The sequence below is a fragment of the Streptomyces sp. NPDC094034 genome, assembly GCF_040303865.1.
Lineage (GTDB): Bacteria > Actinomycetota > Actinomycetes > Streptomycetales > Streptomycetaceae > Streptomyces.
The window spans coordinates 41,058-59,166 of the sequence record NZ_JBEOUD010000018.1 but is presented as its reverse complement, the minus strand read 5'-3'; the positions used below and the strand labels follow the sequence as shown (position 1 = coordinate 59,166).

Below are 18,109 nucleotides of genomic sequence, written 5' to 3'. Positions count from 1 at the left end.
GAGTACGAGACGCCGCCCGGCCCCGGAAAACCCCAGGTCGGACCGTTCCCGCCCGCCGAACGGACCCCCCTGACCGGACATCCGGGCACCGCCCGGCGAGACCGCCCGAGCCGCGGTCGCCGCCCGGGCGGTCGGCACGTGGCGTGGATCACCCGTGGGAGGATCGGACCGCTCAGCCCGGGGCCCTCCCTTCCCGGACAAGCACAGCACTGGCGAGCACTAGCGAGCAGGAGACACAGCACGATGCGTATCGGAGTTCTCACCGCAGGCGGCGACTGTCCGGGCCTCAACGCAGTGATCCGTTCGGTCGTGCACCGGGCCATGACCGGGCACGGAGATGAGGTCATCGGCTTCGAGGACGGCTTCAAGGGGCTGCTCGACGGCCACTTCCGGCCACTGGACCTGAACGCCGTCAGCGGCATCCTGGCGCGCGGCGGCACGATCCTCGGCTCGGCCCGCCTGGAGCGCGGCCGGCTCCGCGAAGCGGCGGAGAACTGCGCCGAGTTGGCCCGCCGGTACGGCATCGACGCGCTCATCCCGATCGGTGGCGAGGGCACGCTGACCGCGGCGCGACTGCTCTCCGACGCAGGGATGCCCGTGGTCGGCGTCCCCAAGACCATCGACAACGACATCTACTCCACGGACCGCACCTTCGGCTTCGACACGGCGGTCACGGTCGCCACGGAGGCGATCGACCGGCTCAAGACCACCGCCGAGTCCCACCAGCGGGTCATGGTCGTCGAGGTCATGGGCCGGCACGCGGGCTGGATCGCGCTGGAGTCCGGCATGGCGGGCGGCGCGCACGGGATCTGTCTGCCGGAGCGGCCCTTCGAGGTCGACAGCCTGGTCAAGATGGTCGAGGCGCGGTTCTCGCGGGGCAAGAAGTTCGCGGTCATCTGCGTCGCGGAGGGCGCGCATCCGGCGCAGGACTCCATGGAGTACGGCAAGGGCGAGATCGACCAGTTCGGGCACGAGCGCTTCCGGGGCATCGGCAACGTACTGGCGGCGGAGTTGGAGCGCCGCCTCGGCAAGGAGGCGCGGCCGGTGATCCTGGGCCATGTCCAGCGCGGGGGTACGCCGACGGCGTACGACCGGGTGCTGGCGACGCGGTTCGGCTGGCATGCGGTGGAGGCGGCGCACCGGGGGGAGTTCGGGCGGATGACGGCGCTGCGGGGGACGACGGTGGAGATGGTGCCGCTGGCGGAGGCGGTGACGCAGCTCAAGACGGTGCCGGAGAACCGGATGTTCGAAGCGGAATCCGTGTTCTGAGGCGGGCGGTGCGTTTCGGGCGGTCTGCGTTTTGGCTGGGGCCGGTTTCCGGGTGCGGGTTGTTGCCGGGGTGCGTTGCGGCTCGGGCCGGTGGTCGGGTGCGGGTTGTTGCCGGGGTGCGCTCCGGGTTCGCGTCCGGGACTGCATGATTTACGGCGCGTTCTGCCCGGTCGCTGGTTCGGGCGTTCGTGCGCCACACATCACGCTCTACGTCCCGGACACGATCCCTGCGCGCCCCCCTTCACCGCCCGTCACGGACTGGCCCGGCCGGGCACGAGCGCGCCCATGGACCCCCGCCGGAGGCGACCGTTATCCCTTCACCGCGCCGCCCAGCGCGAACCCCCCGCCCAGCCGTCGCGCTATCAGCACGTACAGGATCAGCACCGGCGCCGAGTACAAGATCGAGAACGCCGCCAACTGCCCGTAGATCACCGACCCGTAGTTGCCGAAGAACGTGAAGATCGAGACGGACGCGGGCAGTTGGTCCGGGCTCAGCAGCAGCATGAAGGGGACGAAGAAGTTGCCCCACAGCTGGATGAAGGTGTAGATCGTCACCACGGTCACCCCCGGTCCCATCAGCGGCAGCACCACCCGCGTCAGCGTCTGGAAGTTCGACGCACCGTCCGTCCAGGCCGCTTCTTCGAGGACCGTCGGTACCCCGTCCATGAAGTTCTTCATCAGCCAGATGGAGAAAGGAAGTTGGGACGTGGCGAGGAAGAGGGACGTGCCGTAGGTGGTGTCGATGAGGTCGACCTGGACGAACAGTCCGTACACCGGCACCATGATCGCCGTGATCGGGAGACAGGTCGTGAACAGGATCGTCAGCAGATACGGCCGGTTGAAGCGCGAGCGGTAGCGGGAGAGCGGGTACGCGGCCAGCGCCGCGCAGATCACGGTCAGGATCGTCGCGCTGCCGCACAGCAGCAGGCTGTTGAGCATCGGCGTGAAGGTGATCTCGTCGGTGAGGACCGCGCTGAAGTTGTCGCCGGTGAGTGACGAGGGCGCCCGTACGCGCAGATCCGCGTCGGCGTCGACCGACGCGAGTGCCAGCCAGAGCAGCGGAAGTGCGAACGCGGTCGCGGTCAGGAGCAGCGCGGCGTCGGCCGAGAGGCGGGTGCGGGTGTGGCGGGTCGGCACGTCAGACCTCCACCCTCATCAGGCGCAGATAGACGAGCGAGAAGAGCGAGCCGACCAGCAGAAGGAGCAGCGCGACCGCCGTTCCGTAGCCGATCAGGCTCTTCTGGAACGCCTGGTCGTACATGAAGACCGGGAGGGTCTGGCTGCGGTTGCCGGGGCCGCCGCGCGTCATCGCCCAGATCAGACCGAAGACGGAGAGGGTGGAGAGCGTGTTGAGCATCAGGTTCGTGCCGATGGAGCGGCGGATCATCGGCAGGGTGATGTGCCAGAGCCTGCGCACCCCGCTCGCGCCGTCGACCTGCGCCGCCTCCGTGATGTCCTTGGGTATCTCGGAGAGCGCGGCGGAGTAGATCAGCATCGAGAACGCGGTGCCGCGCCAGACGTTGGCGAAGGAGACGGCCAGGATCGGCAGGGTGTACAGCCAGTTCTGGGAGGGGAGTTGGAGCCAGTCCAGGATCGCGTTGAGGGTGCCCTCGCGGCGGAAGAAGGCGTAGAGCAGGAACGCCGCGACGATCTCCGGCAGTACCCAGGCGGCGATGACCAGGGCGCCGGTGAGCGTACGGACCGGCCGGGACGCGGCTCGCATCAGGCCGGCGAGGGCGAGTCCCAGGGTGTTCTGGCCGACGATGGAGGAGACGAAGGTGAAGACCAGCGTCAGCCAGACGGCGTTGCGGAAGTTCTCGTCGGCGAAGGCCCGGCGGAAGTTCGCCAGGCCCACGAAGTCCGTGGAGGACGAGCCGGTCAGTTGGGTGTTGGTGAAGGCGATCCAGACGCAGTAGGCGATGGGGCCGGCCAGGAAGAGCACCAGCAGGAGCGTGGCGGGGGCGAGTGGCATCCAGCGCCACAGCCGGCCCGGCCGGCGGCCCGCGTGCGCGGTGCTCACCTGCCGACCACCGCGCCGTCGGTGAGGGTCTTCAGCTGGTCGTCGTACTCCTTCGCCGCCTGCTCGGGTGAGCCGTCACCGGTGGTCACCGTCTCCATGGCCTCGCCGATCGCCGTGGAGACCTGCGGATAGACGGGCAGGGCCGGGCGGTAGTGGGTGAACTCGACCAGCCCGGTGAAGAATTCGATGCCCGGCATGGACTTCAGGTAGCGCGGATCGGCCGCCACATCCTTCCGTACGGCGATCTGCGCGCCGACGACGTCCCATTCGACCGCGTTCTCCTTGGTCTGCTGGGTCGTGATGAACTCCCAGGCGAGGTCGGGGTTCTTGGCCTTCGAGGGGATCGCCCACGTCCAGCCGCCCGACATCGACACCTTGCCCGGCGCCTGCCCGTGCTGTGTCGGCATGGGGGTCTGGGCGAGATCCTTTGACCAGTCCGGCCACTCCTTGGGGCCCTTGTTGATCCAGTTCTGGCCCATCCAGGATCCGTCCAGCGAGATCGCCAGCTTCCCTTCCGGGAACCATTCCGTGGCGACGCGGGTGCCGACGTTGGGGTCGAGGGCGTCGGAGACGTCCGGGCCGAGCTTCTCGCCGTACACCGTCTCCACGAAGCCCAGCGCGTCCCGGAAGCCCTGGCCGCCCGTCACCCATTTCTTGGCGGAGGCGTCGTAGAGCGGGTCGGCGCCCGTGCCGTACAGCAGCATCTCGAAGCCCTGCATCACGGCCGCCTCGCCGGGGCCCTTGCCGGTGTAGACATTGAGCGGGATGACCCCGGGGACCTTCCGCTTGACGGTACGGGCCGCGTCCAGGATCTCCGCCCAGTTCTTGGGCTGCCAGTCGGCGGGCAGCCCCGCCTTCGCGAAGATCTCCTTGTTGAACCAGAGGCCGCGGGTGTCGGTGCCGTCGGGGATTCCGTAGGTCTTGCCGTCCTCCGCCTTGGCCGCCGACTTCGCGGTGTCGACGAACTGGTCCCAGTCGGCCCATGCCGTCAAGTAGTCGTCCAGCGGGCGCAGATAGCCGGCCTTGATGTCGGAGTTGATGCGGAAGGTGTCCTCGTAGACCAGATCGGGGGCGGTCTTCGGGGAGCGCATCATCTGCTGCGCCTTGGTGGCGTAGTCGTTGTCCGGGGCCTGGATCGGGATGAGCTCGACCTTCTTGCCCGGATTCTCCTTCTCGAACTGCCGCTTCACGGACTCCAGATAGTTGTCCTTGAAGCGGATCTTGTTGTCCGTCGAGCGGTTGTAGGCGACCTTGACGGTGTCGGGATCGCTTCCTGAACCGCCGCCGCACGCCGTGAGAGAACCGGCGGCGAGCACGGCGACGAGGACCAGCGGGGCGGTGGGGCGCACGGGCACGACCTCCTCTGAGCCACAGTGGGCTGCCGCGACCGTAGGACTGGGCCATTACCAAGGTCAATCCCCGTGCAGGGGCGAGTGGTTGGCGCCCGGCGCCCGGTGACGGGGGTGGCTTCCGGTATGTCCCGCGCGGATCGCGGTCCGGTCAGTGGGCCGCGGGCAGCCAGCGGTACTGCAACTCGGGGCGCCCGACCTGGCCGTACTGCGGGCTGCGCTGGGCCCGTCCGTTGGTGACCAGATGTTCCAGATAGCGGCGCGCGGTGATCCGGGAGATCCCCACCTTGACTCCGGCCTCGGCGGCGGTGAGTCCTTCGGCCGACGCGCGCAGCGTCCGGGTCACCGCCTCCAGTGTCGGGGCGCTCAGCCCCTTCGGCAGCGAGGCGGGCTGCGGTGCCCGGAGCGCGCCGAGCGCCCGGTCCACCTCCTCCTGGCCGCTCGCCTCGCCGGCCGCCGCCCGGAACTCGGCGTACCGTACGAGCCGGTCACGGAGGGTCGCGAAGGTGAAGGGCTTCAGTACGTACTGGACGACACCGAGCGACACCCCTTCCCGTACCACCGCGAGATCGCGTGCCGAGGTGACCGCGATGACATCCGCGTGGTGCCCGCCGGCCCGCAGGCTGCGCAGGAGCTGGAGGCCGTGTCCGTCCGGGAGGTACAGGTCGAGGAGGATCAGATCGATGTCCGTACGCTCCAGCAGCCGGCCGGCCTCCACCCGGGAGTGGGCGACGCCCGCGACGGCGAAGCCGGGGACCCGGCCGACGTAGAGCTGATGGGCGTCCGCCGCGACCGGATCGTCCTCGACCACGAGCACGCGGATCGGCGTATCACCGGGGCCGGGGCCCTCGGGGCCCGCGGGGCCCGCCGGATCTGCGGTGCCGGGGCTCACCGGGCCGCCTCCATCCCGTCGTCGGCGGTCCTGGCGGCGACGACCGGGCCGCCGACCGGGCCGCCGACCGGTTCGCTGGTCGGCTCGTCGGCCGTCTCACCGGCCGGATCGGGTCCCGGCCGCCCCGCCAGCGGCAGCCGTACGGTGAACTCCGCCCCGCCCTCGGGGCCCTCCGCGAGCCTCACCGTCCCCCGCGCGCGATGCACCGCCTGCCGTACGAGTGCCAGGCCGAGACCGCGTCCGGGCCCCCGGGTCGACCAGCCGCGCCGGAACACCTCGTCCATGTCCCCGGGAGCGACCCCGGCGCCGGTGTCCCGAACGCCCAGCACCAGTTCGCCGTCCTCCACCAGGGCCGTCACGATGATCCGCGCGCCCTCGCCGCCCTGCGCCGCGTCCATCGCGTTGTCGATCAGATTGCCCAGGATGGTCACCAGATCGCGCGCCGGGAGCGTCGACGGGAGGACTCCGTCGTCGATCCGGCTGTTCTCGGCGAGCTCCAGCTCCACACCGCGCTCATTGGCCTGTGCCGCCTTCCCCAGCAGCAGGGCCGCGAGAACGGGCTCGCCGACCGCGCCCACCACCCGGTCGGTGAGCGCCTGCGCCAGCTCAAGCTCCGCCGTGGCGAACTCCACCGCCTGCTCCACCCGTCCCAGTTCGATCAGCGACACCACCGTGTGCAGCCGGTTGGCCGCCTCGTGCGCCTGCGAGCGCAGCGCCTGGGTGAAGCCGCGCTCCGAGTCCAACTCGCCCGACAGCGCCTGAAGTTCGGTGTGGTCGCGCAAGGTGACGACCGTACCGCGCTGCTCCCCGCCGACCACCGGCCGCGTGTTCACGACCACGATCCGGTCGGCGGTCATATGCACCTCGTCCACCCGGGGCTCCGAGGCCAGCAGCGCACCGGTGAGCGGGGCGGGCAGCCCCAGCTCGGCGATGGGACGGCCCACCGCGGAGTCGTCCAGACCGAGCAGCTCGCGCCCGCCGTCGTTCATCAGCGCGATCCTGCGTCCGCCGTCGAGCATCAGCAGCCCCTCGCTCACGGCGTGCAGCGCCGCCTCGTGGTAGTCGTGCATCCGGCTGAGCTCCGCCGCGTTCATCCCGTGGGTGTGCCGGCGCAGCCGCGCGTTGATCACATACGTACCCAGTCCGCCGAGCGCCAAGGCCGCGCCCGCCGCCAGGGCCAGCACCTTGACCTGCTCGGTGACCTCGCTGGAGATCCGGTCCACGGTGATCCCGACGCTGACCAGACCGGTGATCCGGTCGCCGTCCCGTACCGGGGTGACCGCCCGGACCGAGGGGCCGAGCGTGCCCGTGTAGGTCTCGGTGAAGGTCTCGCCGCGCAGCGCCGGTCCCCTGCGGCCCAGGAAGGGCATCCCGATCTGCGCCGGGTCGGGATGCGTCCAGCGGATCCCCTCCGGGTTCATGATCGTGATGAAGTCGGTTCCGGTGTCCCGCCGCACGCGCTCCGCGTACGGCTGGAGTGCGGCGCTCGGATCAGGGGTACGGATCGCCTCCCGTACCGACGGCGAGTCGGCGAGCGTGTACGCCGTGGCCAGAACCTGCTTGCGCGCGGTCTCGCCCGTATTGGCGCGACCGGTGACGAACGCGAAGACCGCGCACCCCGCGACGACGGCCGCGACCAGCACGACCTGCATCGCGAAGAGCTGCGCGGCGAGACTGCGGGGGAGCGGCAGATGCATGAAACAAGAATGCCTGGCCGGATTCATATGAACGAAATGAACGTAAGGGTGACCGGCGTCACACGGTGGTGGATAGTCACCGGGACCCCTCGGGACAGGGACGGGGGATTCGCAGGAGACGAGTCGAGGAGGACCCGTGGCCGCAAGGCGGGACCGTACCCACTATCTGTACATCGCGGTGATCGTCGCCGTCGCACTCGGCATTCTGGTGGGCTTCGCGGCTCCTGGCGTGGCCGTCGAACTGAAGCCGATCGGTACCGGCTTCGTGAACCTCATCAAGATGATGATCTCGCCCGTGATCTTCTGCACGATCGTGCTGGGAGTCGGGTCGGTCAGGAAAGCCGCCAAGGTCGGCGCGGTCGGCGGGCTCGCCCTCGGCTACTTCATCGCGATGTCGACCGTCGCCCTGGCCATCGGCCTGGTCGTCGGAAACATCCTGGAGCCCGGTTCGGGTCTCCACCTCACCGAGGCCACCCGTGAAGCGGGCGCCGCCCAGGCGACCGGTGCGAGCGAGTCCACCGCGGACTTCCTGCTCGGCATCATCCCGACGACGATCGTCTCGGCCTTCACCGAGGGCTCCGTCCTCCAGACGCTGATGGTCGCGCTGCTGGCGGGCTTCGCCCTCCAGGCCATGGGCTCCGCGGGCGAGCCGGTGCTGCGGGGTATCGGGCACATCCAGCGCCTGGTCTTCCGGATGCTCGCGATGATCATGTGGGCCGCTCCGGTCGGTGCCTTCGGCGCCATCGCGGCGGTGGTCGGTGAGACCGGTCTCGACGCGCTGAAGTCGCTCGCGATCATCATGATCGGCTTCTACATCACCTGCGCGCTCTTCGTCTTCGTCGTCCTCGGCGCGCTGCTGAGGCTGGTCGCGGGCGTGAACATCTTCACGCTGCTGAAGTACCTGGGCCGCGAGTTCCTGCTGATCCTGTCGACCTCCTCCTCCGAGTCGGCGCTGCCGCGGCTCATCGCGAAGATGGAGCACCTGGGTGTCAGCAAGCCCGTCGTCGGTATCACCGTCCCGACCGGCTACTCCTTCAACCTGGACGGCACGGCCATCTATCTGACGATGGCCTCGCTCTTCATCGCCGAGGGCATGGGCGACCCGCTCTCGATCGGTGAACAGGTCTCGCTGCTCCTCTTCATGATCATCGCCTCCAAGGGTGCGGCGGGTGTCACCGGCGCGGGCCTGGCGACGCTGGCCGGCGGTCTCCAGTCGCACCGGCCCGAGCTGGTCGACGGTGTCGGTCTGATCGTCGGTATCGACCGCTTCATGAGCGAGGCGCGTGCCATGACGAACTTCGCGGGCAACGCGGTCGCCACGGTCCTGGTCGGGACGTGGACCAAGGAGATCGACAAGCAGCGCGTGGACGAGGTGCTGGCCGGAAAGATCCCGTTCGACGAGAAGACCCTGGTGGACGACCACGCTCCGGTCAGCGACGCGGGGGACGAGACCCAGAGCGTGCCCGAGCAGCGCGGCCTGGAGAAGGCGGACAAGGCGGGGGTCTGATCCCCTTCGCACCATCTCGCACCATGATCCCGGCCGGGGGTCTCCCCCCCTCACCCCGGCCCCACGAAGACCGGCCGTACGGAGGCGCTTCCGTGCGGCCGGTCTGTCGTGTGCGGGGGTCGGTGACCGCGGTGCGTTGCCGGGCAGCCACGAAGTGACGAAAAGCACGGAGGCGGCGACGGAGGCGACCACCGAGGCGACACCCGGGACGCCTACGGCCGATCGGGACGTGGCCCTCGCGGTACCGCCCGCCGGACGGGCGTCCGTATCGCTGCCGTCCGTACCGATGTGATCGGGCACCGGTACGGACGGCAGCGACACGGACACACCGCCCGGCGGGCGATCCGGGGCCGGCGATCCGGAGGTCGGTCCGGGGCCGGCGATCCGGAGGCCGGGCAGGCCGGGGTCGGGCGGGCTGCCTACCAGGCCACCGGCAGCTCGTGCGGGAAGCGTCGGATCGTCTCCGTGTCCCAGCGCAGCTCCTCGGCCGGCACCGCGAGCCGCAGCCCCGGGAAGCGGTCCACCAGACGGCCGATGGTGGCCTCCAGCTCCGCCATGGCCAGGGGAGCCGCGATACAGCGGTGCCCGCCCCAGCCGAACGTCATGTGCGGAGTGGGCGGACGGTGCGGGTCGATGACATCGGGGTCGGGGAACCGCTCCGGATCGCGGTTCGCCGTCAGATACGACACATGGACGAAGTCACCGGCCCGGATCCGCACCCCGCCCATCTCCACGTCCTCCGTGGCGACGCGCGGAATGCCCACGCCCTTGCGGAACGGGATGTACCGCAGCAGCTCGTCCAGCACCTGCCTGAGCGATTCCGGCCGGCTCCGCACCAGGTCCATCAGCTCCGGGCGGGTGAGCAGGAGGAACGCGATATTGCTGATCTGGCAGGTCGCCGTGTCGTGACCGCTCAGCATGAGCGTCAGCGACATGACGGCCAGGTCCTTGTCGTCCAGGGCGTCGTCGCCGTCCTTGGCGGCGGCCAGCGTGCTGATCAGATCGTCCCCGGGCGCACGCCGCCGCTCCGCCACCAGCCCGCCGAAGTACTCGCGCAGCCGCGCCTTGGCGTCCGCGGCCGCCTGGCGCGAGTCGGGGGCCGTGGACAGCAGATGATGGGCGTACTCCTGCATCCGCGGCCTGTCCGGCGGCGCGATGCCCAGCAGCTCGCAGATGGTGTGCTGGGGGAGCTTGTCCGACAGATGCCCGACCAGATCGGCCGGCGGGCCGTCCGCGGCCATCTCGTCGAGCAGCTGATCGACGATGCCCTCGACGGCGGGCCGCATCCGGTCCACATGCCGCGGCGAGAACGCCTGCGAGGCCAGCCGCCGCAGCCGGCTGCTGATGGGCGGGTCCATCACATTGATCGACTCGGGGGAGACGATCGGCTCGGGAGTCATCCTGGGGTAGTTGTGGCTCATGATCCCCGCGCGGCTGAACCGGGGATCGGTCGTCACCTGCCGTACCCCGTCGAAGTTCGTGACGAGCCAGGCGTCCGCCTCACCGTAGAGCAGCCGGATCCGGGTGACGGGCCCCTGGGACATGAGGTCACCGAGCGAGGGATCGAAGTCCATGCCCTTGCTGAAGTCGAACGGACAGGTGGTCGTTTCCCCGATTTCGGTCATCGCGTACTCCAGGACGAGCGCGGACGTTGTGGGCGAGAGATAAGTACCTCGCCCATTTCGGGGATATGCCTACCGCACGGCAAATGGGTACGAGCCGTCCGGGGTGCATGGGGCGGCGGCGAGAAGACGCCAACGCCTGGTAGGGGAGCCTGGTGATCGCTTCAATGGTTGAGAGGTGATTCGGATGACTCGTGAGGGGAGCGTCTGTCAGTGGCCGAACAGGTGGGCGGGGGCAAGGACGGCGGGGACGATGAGAAGAAGGACAACCTTCCTGGTGAGCCATGGAAACCGATCCTGGAGCCGCATCCGGACGGCGGGTCGCCGGATGGCGATGGGAAGCACCGCAAGTGACAGCTGTATCTGAGCAGGAACGCCGCGCTGGTGAAGAACTGGCGCGGCATCTCCTCGACATCGGGGTCTTGACGCCTGAGTGGGCCGAGGCGCTCAGGGCCGTGCCACGATCCCTGTTCCTGCCGGATCCGTTCTGGGCCTATGACATGGCGACCAGCCTCAGCGTTCCCGTCTTCAGAAACGATGACCTCGCACGCTGGGCGAGAGCCGCGTACGAGAATGTCCCCTTGGTCACTCAATGGGATGACGGGCAGCACACGGGCGACAAGCCGGGATCGAAGGCAACCAGTTCGGCGAGCATGCCGTCGGTCGTTGTCTCCATGCTCCGTGATCTGGAGCTGAGCGACGGAATGCGGGTGCTGGAGGTGGGCACCGGCACCGGCTGGAACGCAGGGCTCCTCGCGCACCGTCTTGGTAACGGGAACGTGGTGAGCGTCGAGATCGACCCGGCGGTCGCGGCAAGCGCCTCGGCCGCGCTGACACGTGCCGGACTCGGTCCACGACTGGTCGAGGGCGACGGCCGGGAGGGCTGGCCCGTCGGGGCCCCGTACGACCGGGTGATCGTCACGGCGGGGGTACGGAACTTCCCTGCCAAGTGGCTGGAACAGACGCGACCTGGCGGGATCATCCTTGCTCCCTGGGGCACCCATTACAGCCATCAGGACGGGCTCGTTCGGCTGGCGGTGGGCGAGGACGGGCGCGCAGTCGGCCCGTTCGTTCGTTTGGTCGAGTTCATGAAGCTTCGAGACCAGCGTCTCGACTGGAACTTGTTCGGCGGACACGTGAAAGAGTTCCCTGGCAACGCCGAGGGTTCCAGAACTTCTCTCACCCTGGCGGACATCGGGAGTCGTTACGACGCGGCCGACTTCGTCGTCGGGCTCTGCGTGCCCGATTGCGCCCATGTCGTGAACGTCGGCGACTCGGGCGAAGAAGGCGACGCGAAGGCGTGGTTCTTCGACTTCCTCAGCCAGTCGTGGGCGGCTGTCGTCTTCAGCCCGGGAGCGCCGGACGCCACGGTCTACCAATCGGGCCCGCGTCGCCTCTGGGACGAAGTGGAACAGGCCCTGACCTGGTGGATCAGCCAGGGACGGCCCGCCGTCGACCGCTTCGGCCTGACCGTGGACCGGGACGGAACCACCCGTCCATGGCTGGACACCCCGGTCGGCGTCCTTCCGTCGTTTGGTGACGACAGACCTCGAAACGCTCGCGCAGGACTTTGATCAGGACTCTGATCAGGACTCTGACGTCGGCGGGCGGCTCCTCCAACCGCACGATGTCGTGGTCGCATACGGACCCCCGGGGGACATCGGGGAAAACGTTCTGGTGTACTGCCATCAACTCCCCCACCGGAATCGGCTCGAAGTGCCAGAAGGGGCATAGTGGTGGCAACGCTCTCAGCGATACGAGCCCTGTTGGGCGAACCCCGGTTCAACTGGTCGGACCCGGCGCCGTGGATCGAACTGGAGCAGGAACTCGGTCTCGAATTCCCTGCGGACTTCCGTGAGATCGTCGACGCCTACGGCTCGATCGAGATCAACGGGCAGTTGTATCTGAAGCACCCCGCCGGGCATCTTCTGCACAGCCTCGGCAAGATGATCAGGCAGGATCTGGAACTCTGGCGCGACGAGGACATGACGGAATTCCTGCCGAACTCTGTGGGCGCGAACCCCGGTGAATTGATGCCGGTGGCGACGGCCACGACGGGCGAGGCGGTTTTCCTGCGCGTTCCGGACGACGACTCGTCGCCCTGGCGCGTCGTGATCCAGGAGTTCGACAGTCCGGCATGGACGCTCTACGAGATGACGTTCGGCGAGTGGTTGCTGGCGTATCTCCAGGGCAGAGACGTGACGTTGTGTTCTCGCAACACCGCGCCCGACGGACCGTTCTACGCATTCCTTCCCTGAGCGATGAGCGATGAGCGCGGTGTGCGGTGGTACCCGCTGTCCTGGCGGCAGGGGGTATCACCGCGTGCGTCTCCCCCCTGGTACGGCGCCGCGTCACGGCGCGACGCACCAGGGCGTATGTCGGAAGGATTCTTATGCCGGAACGGCCTTTTGAGGCGGGCCGCCTCAGAGGCGAGTACTGGTACGTGACGGTGTGAAGATCTGACCATTTAGCTCGATCGGGGACTGTAGGTCCAGTTCCTCAGCGATAACACGCGGGCCGTGCGGATGATCTTGGACGAGATGCACTTCCGGCCTGGGGCGCGTTCCGGCCCTGGGCTTCTCTTATCGATCCTGGAGGATCCATGCGACACCCTTTCTCGCGCCTGCGAACGAGCGTGCTGGCCGTGGGGCTCGCGCTGGCGGCATCCGTTGTTCTGCCCTCGGGCGCTGCTAGTGCGGCTGATCAGTACGAGTGGGCCGCGCTGGGCGACTCGTACACGGCCGGCGGTTTCGTCGGGGACCCGCAGCCCGCGCTCGGCGATCCTTCGCGGGACGGCTGCGACCGCACCAGCGACGCCTACCCGGGCGTTGTCGACCGCGAGCTCGCCGAGTTCCCGCCGGGCAAGCCCGTCAGCCTGACCAACGTCAGCTGCGGCAACGCCACTATCGCCGACATCGCCAACAAAAAGCAGACGCCGATCAGCCCGGTCCAGCCACCCGCGGACGGCTGGACCGCGGTGGACCCGCAGATCCAGCGGGCCAAGCTGGGCGACCAGACCGACGTCATCACCATCGGCGTCGGCGGCAACAGCCTGCCCTTCGGCGGCATGCTCCTCAAGTGCCTCGAACAGGGCGCGGTCGGCAAGTCCTGCCGCGACCACTACACCAACCCGCCCGAGGGAGAGGAAAGCATCCAGGACAAGCTCGCCCGGGTCCAGGACGAGTACATCGAGATGCTGGCGCAGGTGCATCAGGCCGCACCCAACGCCAAGGTGATCACCGTCGGCTACCCGGCCGTCCTGCCCGAGGACGCCAGCACCTGCAACCGCGCTTCCCTCACCGAACTCGGCTCGATCACCCACGCCGACATCAACTGGCTCCGTGACGACGTCCTCAAGCCGCTGAACAGCACGATCCAGCGGGTCTCGAACTTCTTCGGCGACCGTTACGTCGACGTCTACTCCTCCAGCGTGGGCCACGACGCCTGCCAGCCTGCCGGCACCAAGTGGGTCGAGGGAATCTGCGGCGACGCCGAGGACTACTGGCCTGCCAAGCTCCAAGGCACCCTGCTGAACTGTGGTCTCATCGGCAAGCGCGTCACCCTGGTCCACCCCAACGCCGCAGGACACGCCAACACCGCCGCCCACGTCGAACGAGCCATCCGCATCGCCCTCCTCGAACGCTGACCGGCATACCACTCCGGCGAGTTGGAGCACCGGCCCCGGGCGAAACCACGCCCGGGGCCTTCCCGTCGAGCGATGCCCGGAAGGCCGCCCCTGGGCCCGACCGCGTGACGCTCGCGGGAGTCGGCCGGGGCGAAGTGCGGGGGCCGGCCGCCGCGGGAGCCGAGCTTCGTGCGGTTACGCGCCTGGTCGGCCTTGTCCGGGATGGCGCGGCGGATCCCGCGCCGACGCACCTTCCGCGTCGGCCAGGGACTGGAGCCAGGTGAGGATCTAGTGCCACGTGCCGTCCGCTGCCAGCGCCGAAAAGGGTCGTAGACCCGGCCCCACGGCCCGTATTCGACGGGCACGTCCCGCCAAGCACCAACACAAGGTCACTTTCGATACAGCCCTAGCAGCCGCGCCAGAGCGCCAGGAGGATCGAGCCGCCGACGGCGGTGATCGCGACGACGTACAGGGCCTGGGCCGTGACGGGGCTCACCGGCCGTGTTCCCGCGCCGATTGGCGCAGTTGGTAGAGAACGGCGAACGAACGCGTGGTACCGGCCAGGGCGCGCATCAACTCGTACGCGTGCAGGGGCGGGAGCGGTGGCGCGGAGGGGGAGCAGAGGCCGAGCAGCCGCCGGGCGTCCTCGCGCAGGGCCCCCACGAGCGGGCCGGAACCACCCAGGTCCTCGCGCAGCAGGAGTTCCAGGTTCGCGCGGAGCTTGAGAATGGTGATGTCCACCCAGGCGCGCTCGGGGAGAGTGACACGCAGGGCGAGAGCCGCGAGCACGGTGCGGGAGATGGTCACGATGTCGACGGGAAGGCCGACGTGGCCCTCGGACTGCCGCTCATGACGGACCTGGTGGCGCAGGGCGGTCAGAAGACGCCGATGCGCCTCGGCGTCGGTGGCGAAGACCAGGGGGCGCGGGCGCCAGTGAGCGCCGGGGGTGCGGCGAGTCAGTGTCATGGGGCGCACACCTCCCGCGTGGCGACCACACACCACGTGCGGGTACCGCGCCTGCCCCATGCCCAGGACAGCTCGTCCACCAGGAACAGGCCCCGCCCACTCTCCTCGTCGGGCCCCGGCCGCCGTACGGTGACCGGCGCGGGGGAGTGATCGTCCACCTCGATCCGCACGAACCCGCTCCGCCCGTATGCCAACGAGAACCGGACCCGCTCGCCCCGTCCGTGCACCACCGCGTTGGTGACGATCTCACTGACCAGGAGTTGTACGGTCTCGATGGCATCGGTGCCCAGGTCGTCCTGGCGAAGGAGCGCGCCCGCGATGCGGCGGAGATGCTCGACGCGGCGGGCGTGGGGCGCGAACGACATGTTCAGGCGCACGGCGTCCTGTCTGTCGACTGCGGTGGGTGGGGCGGGAGTTGCGCTGTGCGTGATGGGAGGCATCGCGAGTCCTTGTCGTCGCTCTCCTGAGACTGCTGCATGGATCCAGCGTGCTCACTCAAAGCGTCGAATCGACTGCACTGGGTGAGCTGTCGGTATAGCGTCGCATCAGATGCGTTACGGCTGGAACGCTCCAGCCGAATTCTGCGTGCGGGAATCGCAGTGAATCGCCCCTCTGGTGAGGGGTGTTCACCCGGGTACGCGGTGGCTCCCGCTATGACGCAGAAAGTTCCTTGCGGAGGCGGAAGCAACGTCGACACACTGGACAGTGCTCTGAGAGGACGGCAGATGATCACGGACATCGAGTCGGCAACCCCGGCTCTGTGCCGCTTGCACTTGGGCAACGAGCTTCGTCATCTCCGGCAGAAGGCCGGGATGACCTCAACTCAGGTTGTCCGGAAGCTCTATTGGAGTCCGTCGAAACTGACACGGCTGGAGACTGGTGAGAACTCGGTCGTCGAACCGGTCGATGTCATGGCCCTCTGCCAGATCTTCGAGGCCGACGCGGAGACCACGGAACTGCTGAAGGGATACGCGGCGGTCACCAAACGGAAGCGGGACTGGTGGCAGTCGACGGAGTACCGCCCGGTCATCGCTCCCGGCTTCCGGGCGTACCTGGGCCTGGAGGCCACGGCCGTGGCGCTGCACAACTACGAGTCCGAATTCGTCCCCGGCCTGCTCCAGACCGAGGCGTACGTGCGCGCGACTCACGAGAGCGCGCATCAAGGGCTCAGCGAAGAGGACATCGCGCGCATGGTCGCGGTGCGGATGACACGGCAGGAGGCGCTGCGCCGGGAGTCGCCGCTGAAATTCTCGGCGATCATCAGCGAGGCCGTGCTACACCGACGGGTGGGAGGGGCCGAAGTGATGCGGGCACAGCTGGCCCATATCGCCGAGGTGACCTCCCTGCCCAACGTCAGGGTCCAGGTGGTGCCCTTCAAGGCCGGTGCTCATCCAGGGATGAACGGTGCCTTCCATACGCTCCAGTTCCACGACCGCGACGCTCTGAAGCCGATCATCTACTTTGAGAACCTGGCCGACGCCTGGGTGAGTCGGCGTGAGTCGGACGTGGAGCTTCACGAAGAAGCATTCACCGAACTGCAAGCGATCGCTCTCGGACCGCAGGAATCCCTGAGCTTGATCAAGAAGGCAATGAAGGAGCTTTGATTCCGATGACGACCATGGCTGACGCGCTGACTGGCGCCGACTGGTTCAAGTCGAGCTACAGCAACGATCACGGTGGCGCGTGCGTCGAGGGCGCCCGTCTTGCCGACGGCGCCATGGCCGTACGCGACTCCAAGTACCCGCACGGTCCGGCGCTTGTCGTCGCCGGCGGCGCCTGGGCCACCTTCGTCGAGGCGCTTGACGGCGGGCGCTTCTAGCGACGGCGCGGGCGGTTAGAGCGACGGCGTGGCCCGCTTCCCGTACCGGGCCCGGCGGACGGGCGCGCCGGAGTGCACGCTTTGGCAAGCACTCGTGCACTACACGTCAAAGACAGTACCGGCGGCGTCGAACATCCTTGTTGTGCAGCCGACAGTCGTGCTGTCGAGTGCCGGCCTCCGTGGCCGCCGTCCACGGGGGAGACGGCGGCCACGTGCGTGTCGGCTACGTCGTGGAGGCGAGGGCCCGGTGGCGGTAGTCCCGGGGCGGGAGGTCATAGGCGGCGCGGAAGGCGCGGGTGAAGGTGGCGTGGTCGGGGAAGCCCCAGCGGGCCGCGATCCGGTGGACGGGTACGGTCCGCAGTGTGCCGTCGGTGAGGTCACGGCGGGCGTGTTCGAGGCGTTGGTCGCGGATCCAGGCTGCGACCGTGCTGTCGCGCGTGCGGAAGAGGCGGTGCAGATAGCTGACGGAGATGTGGTGCGCGGCGGCGATGGCGCCGGGTGACAACTCGGGATCGTGCAGATGCCGCTGTACGAACGCCTCGATGTGCAGCAGCAGCGCACGCTGCCGGGAGTCCTCCGGCACGCGCGCGTCGGCTTCGAGGTGGTGGGCGAGCACCGCGGTCAGCAGATCGAGGGCGACCGTACCCAGCCGGGGGGCGTCGGCCGGCCGGTAGGCGGCGGAGTCGGTCGTCAGGCTGGTGAGGAACTGGGTGAGCAGCGCCCCCATGCCGTCGCGACCCGGGAGCGGCACCGCCATCAGCGCCGCGCTCCGGTCGGCGGGCAGGGGCAGCAGCGCGCGGGGTACATGGGCGCGTACGAGCGCCGCTGTCCCGCGGTCGCCGACGATCTTCACGTCGAAGGGTCGCGAGCTGTCGTACAGCGCGAAGTCGAACGGTCCCAACTCCGCCTCGCGGGCGTCCTGGACGACACCGAGCCGACCGCGCAGGGCGAAGACGACCGAGTACAGCTCGGGATCGCACTGCCGGATCAGCCGCGGGGTGCGCCGTACGTCCGAGGGCGAGCAGGTCAGCTCGACGACATTCACCGCCGCGAGGTCCAGCGCACGCGCCGTGGCACTGAACCGCGCCGGTTCACCGCTTTCCACCCGCATCGGGTGCGGACTGTCGACCTGAAACGCGTCGAAGCGGGCCAGCCGCTCCGTCGGCGGAAGGTCTTCGCTGTGAAAGACCGTCTCCATCATGGTGCCTCCTCCCTCCGGCGATACCGTAGCCGCCAGAACCGACAGCGGGCACGACGAAAGACCCCCTTCCAGCCACCCACCTGCCGGTACGTTACCGAGCCCCGTCCGGGACGCGGACGCCCGGCGTCGGCCCGCCGGCGCG

General features: G+C 68.9%; 17 protein-coding genes. 8 read left to right on the top strand and 9 right to left on the bottom strand.

Annotated features, from left to right (window positions below):
* Nucleotides 1-243 precede the first annotated feature (243 nt).
* Nucleotides 244-1,269 carry an ATP-dependent 6-phosphofructokinase gene (locus ABTZ59_RS18035; RefSeq protein ID WP_249953443.1) on the top strand — a complete coding sequence of 342 codons (1,026 nt, stop codon included), beginning with the start codon at nucleotides 244-246 and terminating at the stop codon, nucleotides 1,267-1,269.
* 309 nt (nucleotides 1,270-1,578) lie between these two features.
* On the opposite strand, the gene ABTZ59_RS18030 is transcribed toward ABTZ59_RS18035, so the two are convergent.
* The 5 genes from ABTZ59_RS18030 to ABTZ59_RS18010 all read right to left on the bottom strand — a co-directional run bounded on the left by ABTZ59_RS18030 (nucleotide 1,579) and on the right by ABTZ59_RS18010 (nucleotide 7,227).
* The gene (locus ABTZ59_RS18030) at nucleotides 1,579-2,406 is read right to left on the bottom strand and encodes a carbohydrate ABC transporter permease (RefSeq protein ID WP_351399111.1); all 828 of its coding nucleotides are present in this window, start codon (nucleotides 2,404-2,406) and stop codon (nucleotides 1,579-1,581) included.
* A 1-nt stretch (nucleotide 2,407) separates the two neighbouring features.
* A complete protein-coding gene (locus ABTZ59_RS18025) occupies nucleotides 2,408-3,241 on the bottom strand; it encodes a carbohydrate ABC transporter permease (protein ID WP_351400255.1) in 834 nt (277 codons plus the stop codon).
* A 44-nt stretch (nucleotides 3,242-3,285) separates the two neighbouring features.
* Nucleotides 3,286-4,638 (bottom strand): ABC transporter substrate-binding protein, encoded by a 1,353-nt coding sequence (locus ABTZ59_RS18020; RefSeq protein ID WP_351399102.1) that lies wholly within the window; start codon nucleotides 4,636-4,638, stop codon nucleotides 3,286-3,288.
* A 151-nt stretch (nucleotides 4,639-4,789) separates the two neighbouring features.
* The gene (locus tag ABTZ59_RS18015) at nucleotides 4,790-5,461 is read right to left on the bottom strand and encodes a response regulator (RefSeq protein ID WP_351400244.1); all 672 of its coding nucleotides are present in this window, start codon (nucleotides 5,459-5,461) and stop codon (nucleotides 4,790-4,792) included.
* 65 nt (nucleotides 5,462-5,526) lie between these two features.
* Nucleotides 5,527-7,227, bottom strand: coding sequence for a sensor histidine kinase (locus ABTZ59_RS18010; RefSeq protein ID WP_351399095.1), 1,701 nt, complete (start codon nucleotides 7,225-7,227; stop codon nucleotides 5,527-5,529).
* Between the two features lie 136 nt (nucleotides 7,228-7,363).
* On the opposite strand from ABTZ59_RS18010, the gene ABTZ59_RS18005 reads away from it, so the two are divergent.
* Together ABTZ59_RS18005 and ABTZ59_RS18000 are read left to right on the top strand one after the other, a co-directional pair.
* Entirely contained in the window at nucleotides 7,364-8,734 is a 1,371-nt protein-coding gene (locus tag ABTZ59_RS18005; protein ID WP_351399083.1) for a cation:dicarboxylate symporter family transporter, read from the top strand.
* A 154-nt stretch (nucleotides 8,735-8,888) separates the two neighbouring features.
* Nucleotides 8,889-9,026 carry a hypothetical protein gene (locus tag ABTZ59_RS18000; protein ID WP_351399073.1) on the top strand — a complete coding sequence of 46 codons (138 nt, stop codon included), beginning with the start codon at nucleotides 8,889-8,891 and terminating at the stop codon, nucleotides 9,024-9,026.
* A gap of 127 nt (nucleotides 9,027-9,153) precedes the next feature.
* Here the strand turns inward: ABTZ59_RS18000 and ABTZ59_RS17995 are convergent, their stop codons facing one another.
* A complete protein-coding gene (locus ABTZ59_RS17995; RefSeq protein ID WP_351399053.1) occupies nucleotides 9,154-10,359 on the bottom strand; it encodes a cytochrome P450 in 1,206 nt (401 codons plus the stop codon).
* Between the two features lie 281 nt (nucleotides 10,360-10,640).
* On the opposite strand from ABTZ59_RS17995, the gene ABTZ59_RS17990 reads away from it, so the two are divergent.
* From ABTZ59_RS17990 to ABTZ59_RS17980, 3 genes are all read left to right on the top strand, one after another.
* Nucleotides 10,641-11,930: a methyltransferase domain-containing protein gene (locus ABTZ59_RS17990; RefSeq protein WP_351399020.1), complete on the top strand. Its 1,290-nt coding sequence runs from the start codon at nucleotides 10,641-10,643 to the stop codon at nucleotides 11,928-11,930.
* 162 nt (nucleotides 11,931-12,092) lie between these two features.
* A complete protein-coding gene (locus ABTZ59_RS17985) occupies nucleotides 12,093-12,614 on the top strand; it encodes an SMI1/KNR4 family protein (RefSeq protein WP_351399012.1) in 522 nt (173 codons plus the stop codon).
* Nucleotides 12,615-12,958: 344 nt separating this feature from the next.
* Nucleotides 12,959-14,002, top strand: coding sequence for an SGNH/GDSL hydrolase family protein (locus ABTZ59_RS17980; RefSeq protein WP_351399006.1), 1,044 nt, complete (start codon nucleotides 12,959-12,961; stop codon nucleotides 14,000-14,002).
* A 471-nt stretch (nucleotides 14,003-14,473) separates the two neighbouring features.
* On the opposite strand, the gene ABTZ59_RS17970 is transcribed toward ABTZ59_RS17980, so the two are convergent.
* Together ABTZ59_RS17970 and ABTZ59_RS17965 are read right to left on the bottom strand one after the other, a co-directional pair.
* Nucleotides 14,474-14,947, bottom strand: a complete 474-nt coding sequence (locus tag ABTZ59_RS17970; protein ID WP_351398992.1) for a hypothetical protein — start codon at nucleotides 14,945-14,947, stop codon at nucleotides 14,474-14,476.
* Complete coding sequence (locus tag ABTZ59_RS17965; RefSeq protein WP_351398985.1) at nucleotides 14,944-15,387, bottom strand: ATP-binding protein; 444 nt, start codon at nucleotides 15,385-15,387, stop codon at nucleotides 14,944-14,946. Before ABTZ59_RS17965 ends, ABTZ59_RS17970 begins: the two co-directional genes overlap by 4 nt.
* A gap of 285 nt (nucleotides 15,388-15,672) precedes the next feature.
* On the opposite strand from ABTZ59_RS17965, the gene ABTZ59_RS17960 reads away from it, so the two are divergent.
* Nucleotides 15,673-16,551, top strand: coding sequence for a helix-turn-helix domain-containing protein (locus tag ABTZ59_RS17960; RefSeq protein WP_351398976.1), 879 nt, complete (start codon nucleotides 15,673-15,675; stop codon nucleotides 16,549-16,551).
* A gap of 5 nt (nucleotides 16,552-16,556) precedes the next feature.
* Nucleotides 16,557-16,766, top strand: a complete 210-nt coding sequence (locus ABTZ59_RS17955) for a DUF397 domain-containing protein (RefSeq protein WP_351398961.1) — start codon at nucleotides 16,557-16,559, stop codon at nucleotides 16,764-16,766.
* A 223-nt stretch (nucleotides 16,767-16,989) separates the two neighbouring features.
* Here ABTZ59_RS17955 and ABTZ59_RS17950 read toward each other — a convergent pair whose 3' ends face one another.
* Nucleotides 16,990-17,967: an AraC-like ligand-binding domain-containing protein gene (locus ABTZ59_RS17950; RefSeq protein WP_351398953.1), complete on the bottom strand. Its 978-nt coding sequence runs from the start codon at nucleotides 17,965-17,967 to the stop codon at nucleotides 16,990-16,992.
* Between the last annotated feature and the right edge of the window lie 142 nt (nucleotides 17,968-18,109).

Bases quoted from the DNA above. Each gene is read 5' to 3' on its own strand.
- ABTZ59_RS18035 (WP_249953443.1), top strand. From the start codon at position 244: ATGCGTATCGGAGTTCTCACCGCAGGCGGCGACTGTCCGGGCCTCAAC.
- ABTZ59_RS18025 (WP_351400255.1), bottom strand. From the start codon at position 3,241: ATGCCACTCGCCCCCGCCACGCTCCTGCTGGTGCTCTTCCTGGCCGGC.
- ABTZ59_RS18010 (WP_351399095.1), bottom strand. From the start codon at position 7,227: ATGCATCTGCCGCTCCCCCGCAGTCTCGCCGCGCAGCTCTTCGCGATG.
- ABTZ59_RS17995 (WP_351399053.1), bottom strand. From the start codon at position 10,359: ATGACCGAAATCGGGGAAACGACCACCTGTCCGTTCGACTTCAGCAAG.
- ABTZ59_RS17990 (WP_351399020.1), top strand. From the start codon at position 10,641: ATGGAAACCGATCCTGGAGCCGCATCCGGACGGCGGGTCGCCGGATGG.
- ABTZ59_RS17980 (WP_351399006.1), top strand. From the start codon at position 12,959: ATGCGACACCCTTTCTCGCGCCTGCGAACGAGCGTGCTGGCCGTGGGG.
- ABTZ59_RS17970 (WP_351398992.1), bottom strand. From the start codon at position 14,947: ATGACACTGACTCGCCGCACCCCCGGCGCTCACTGGCGCCCGCGCCCC.
- ABTZ59_RS17965 (WP_351398985.1), bottom strand. From the start codon at position 15,387: ATGCCTCCCATCACGCACAGCGCAACTCCCGCCCCACCCACCGCAGTC.
- ABTZ59_RS17960 (WP_351398976.1), top strand. From the start codon at position 15,673: ATGATCACGGACATCGAGTCGGCAACCCCGGCTCTGTGCCGCTTGCAC.
- ABTZ59_RS17955 (WP_351398961.1), top strand. From the start codon at position 16,557: ATGACGACCATGGCTGACGCGCTGACTGGCGCCGACTGGTTCAAGTCG.
- ABTZ59_RS17950 (WP_351398953.1), bottom strand. From the start codon at position 17,967: ATGATGGAGACGGTCTTTCACAGCGAAGACCTTCCGCCGACGGAGCGG.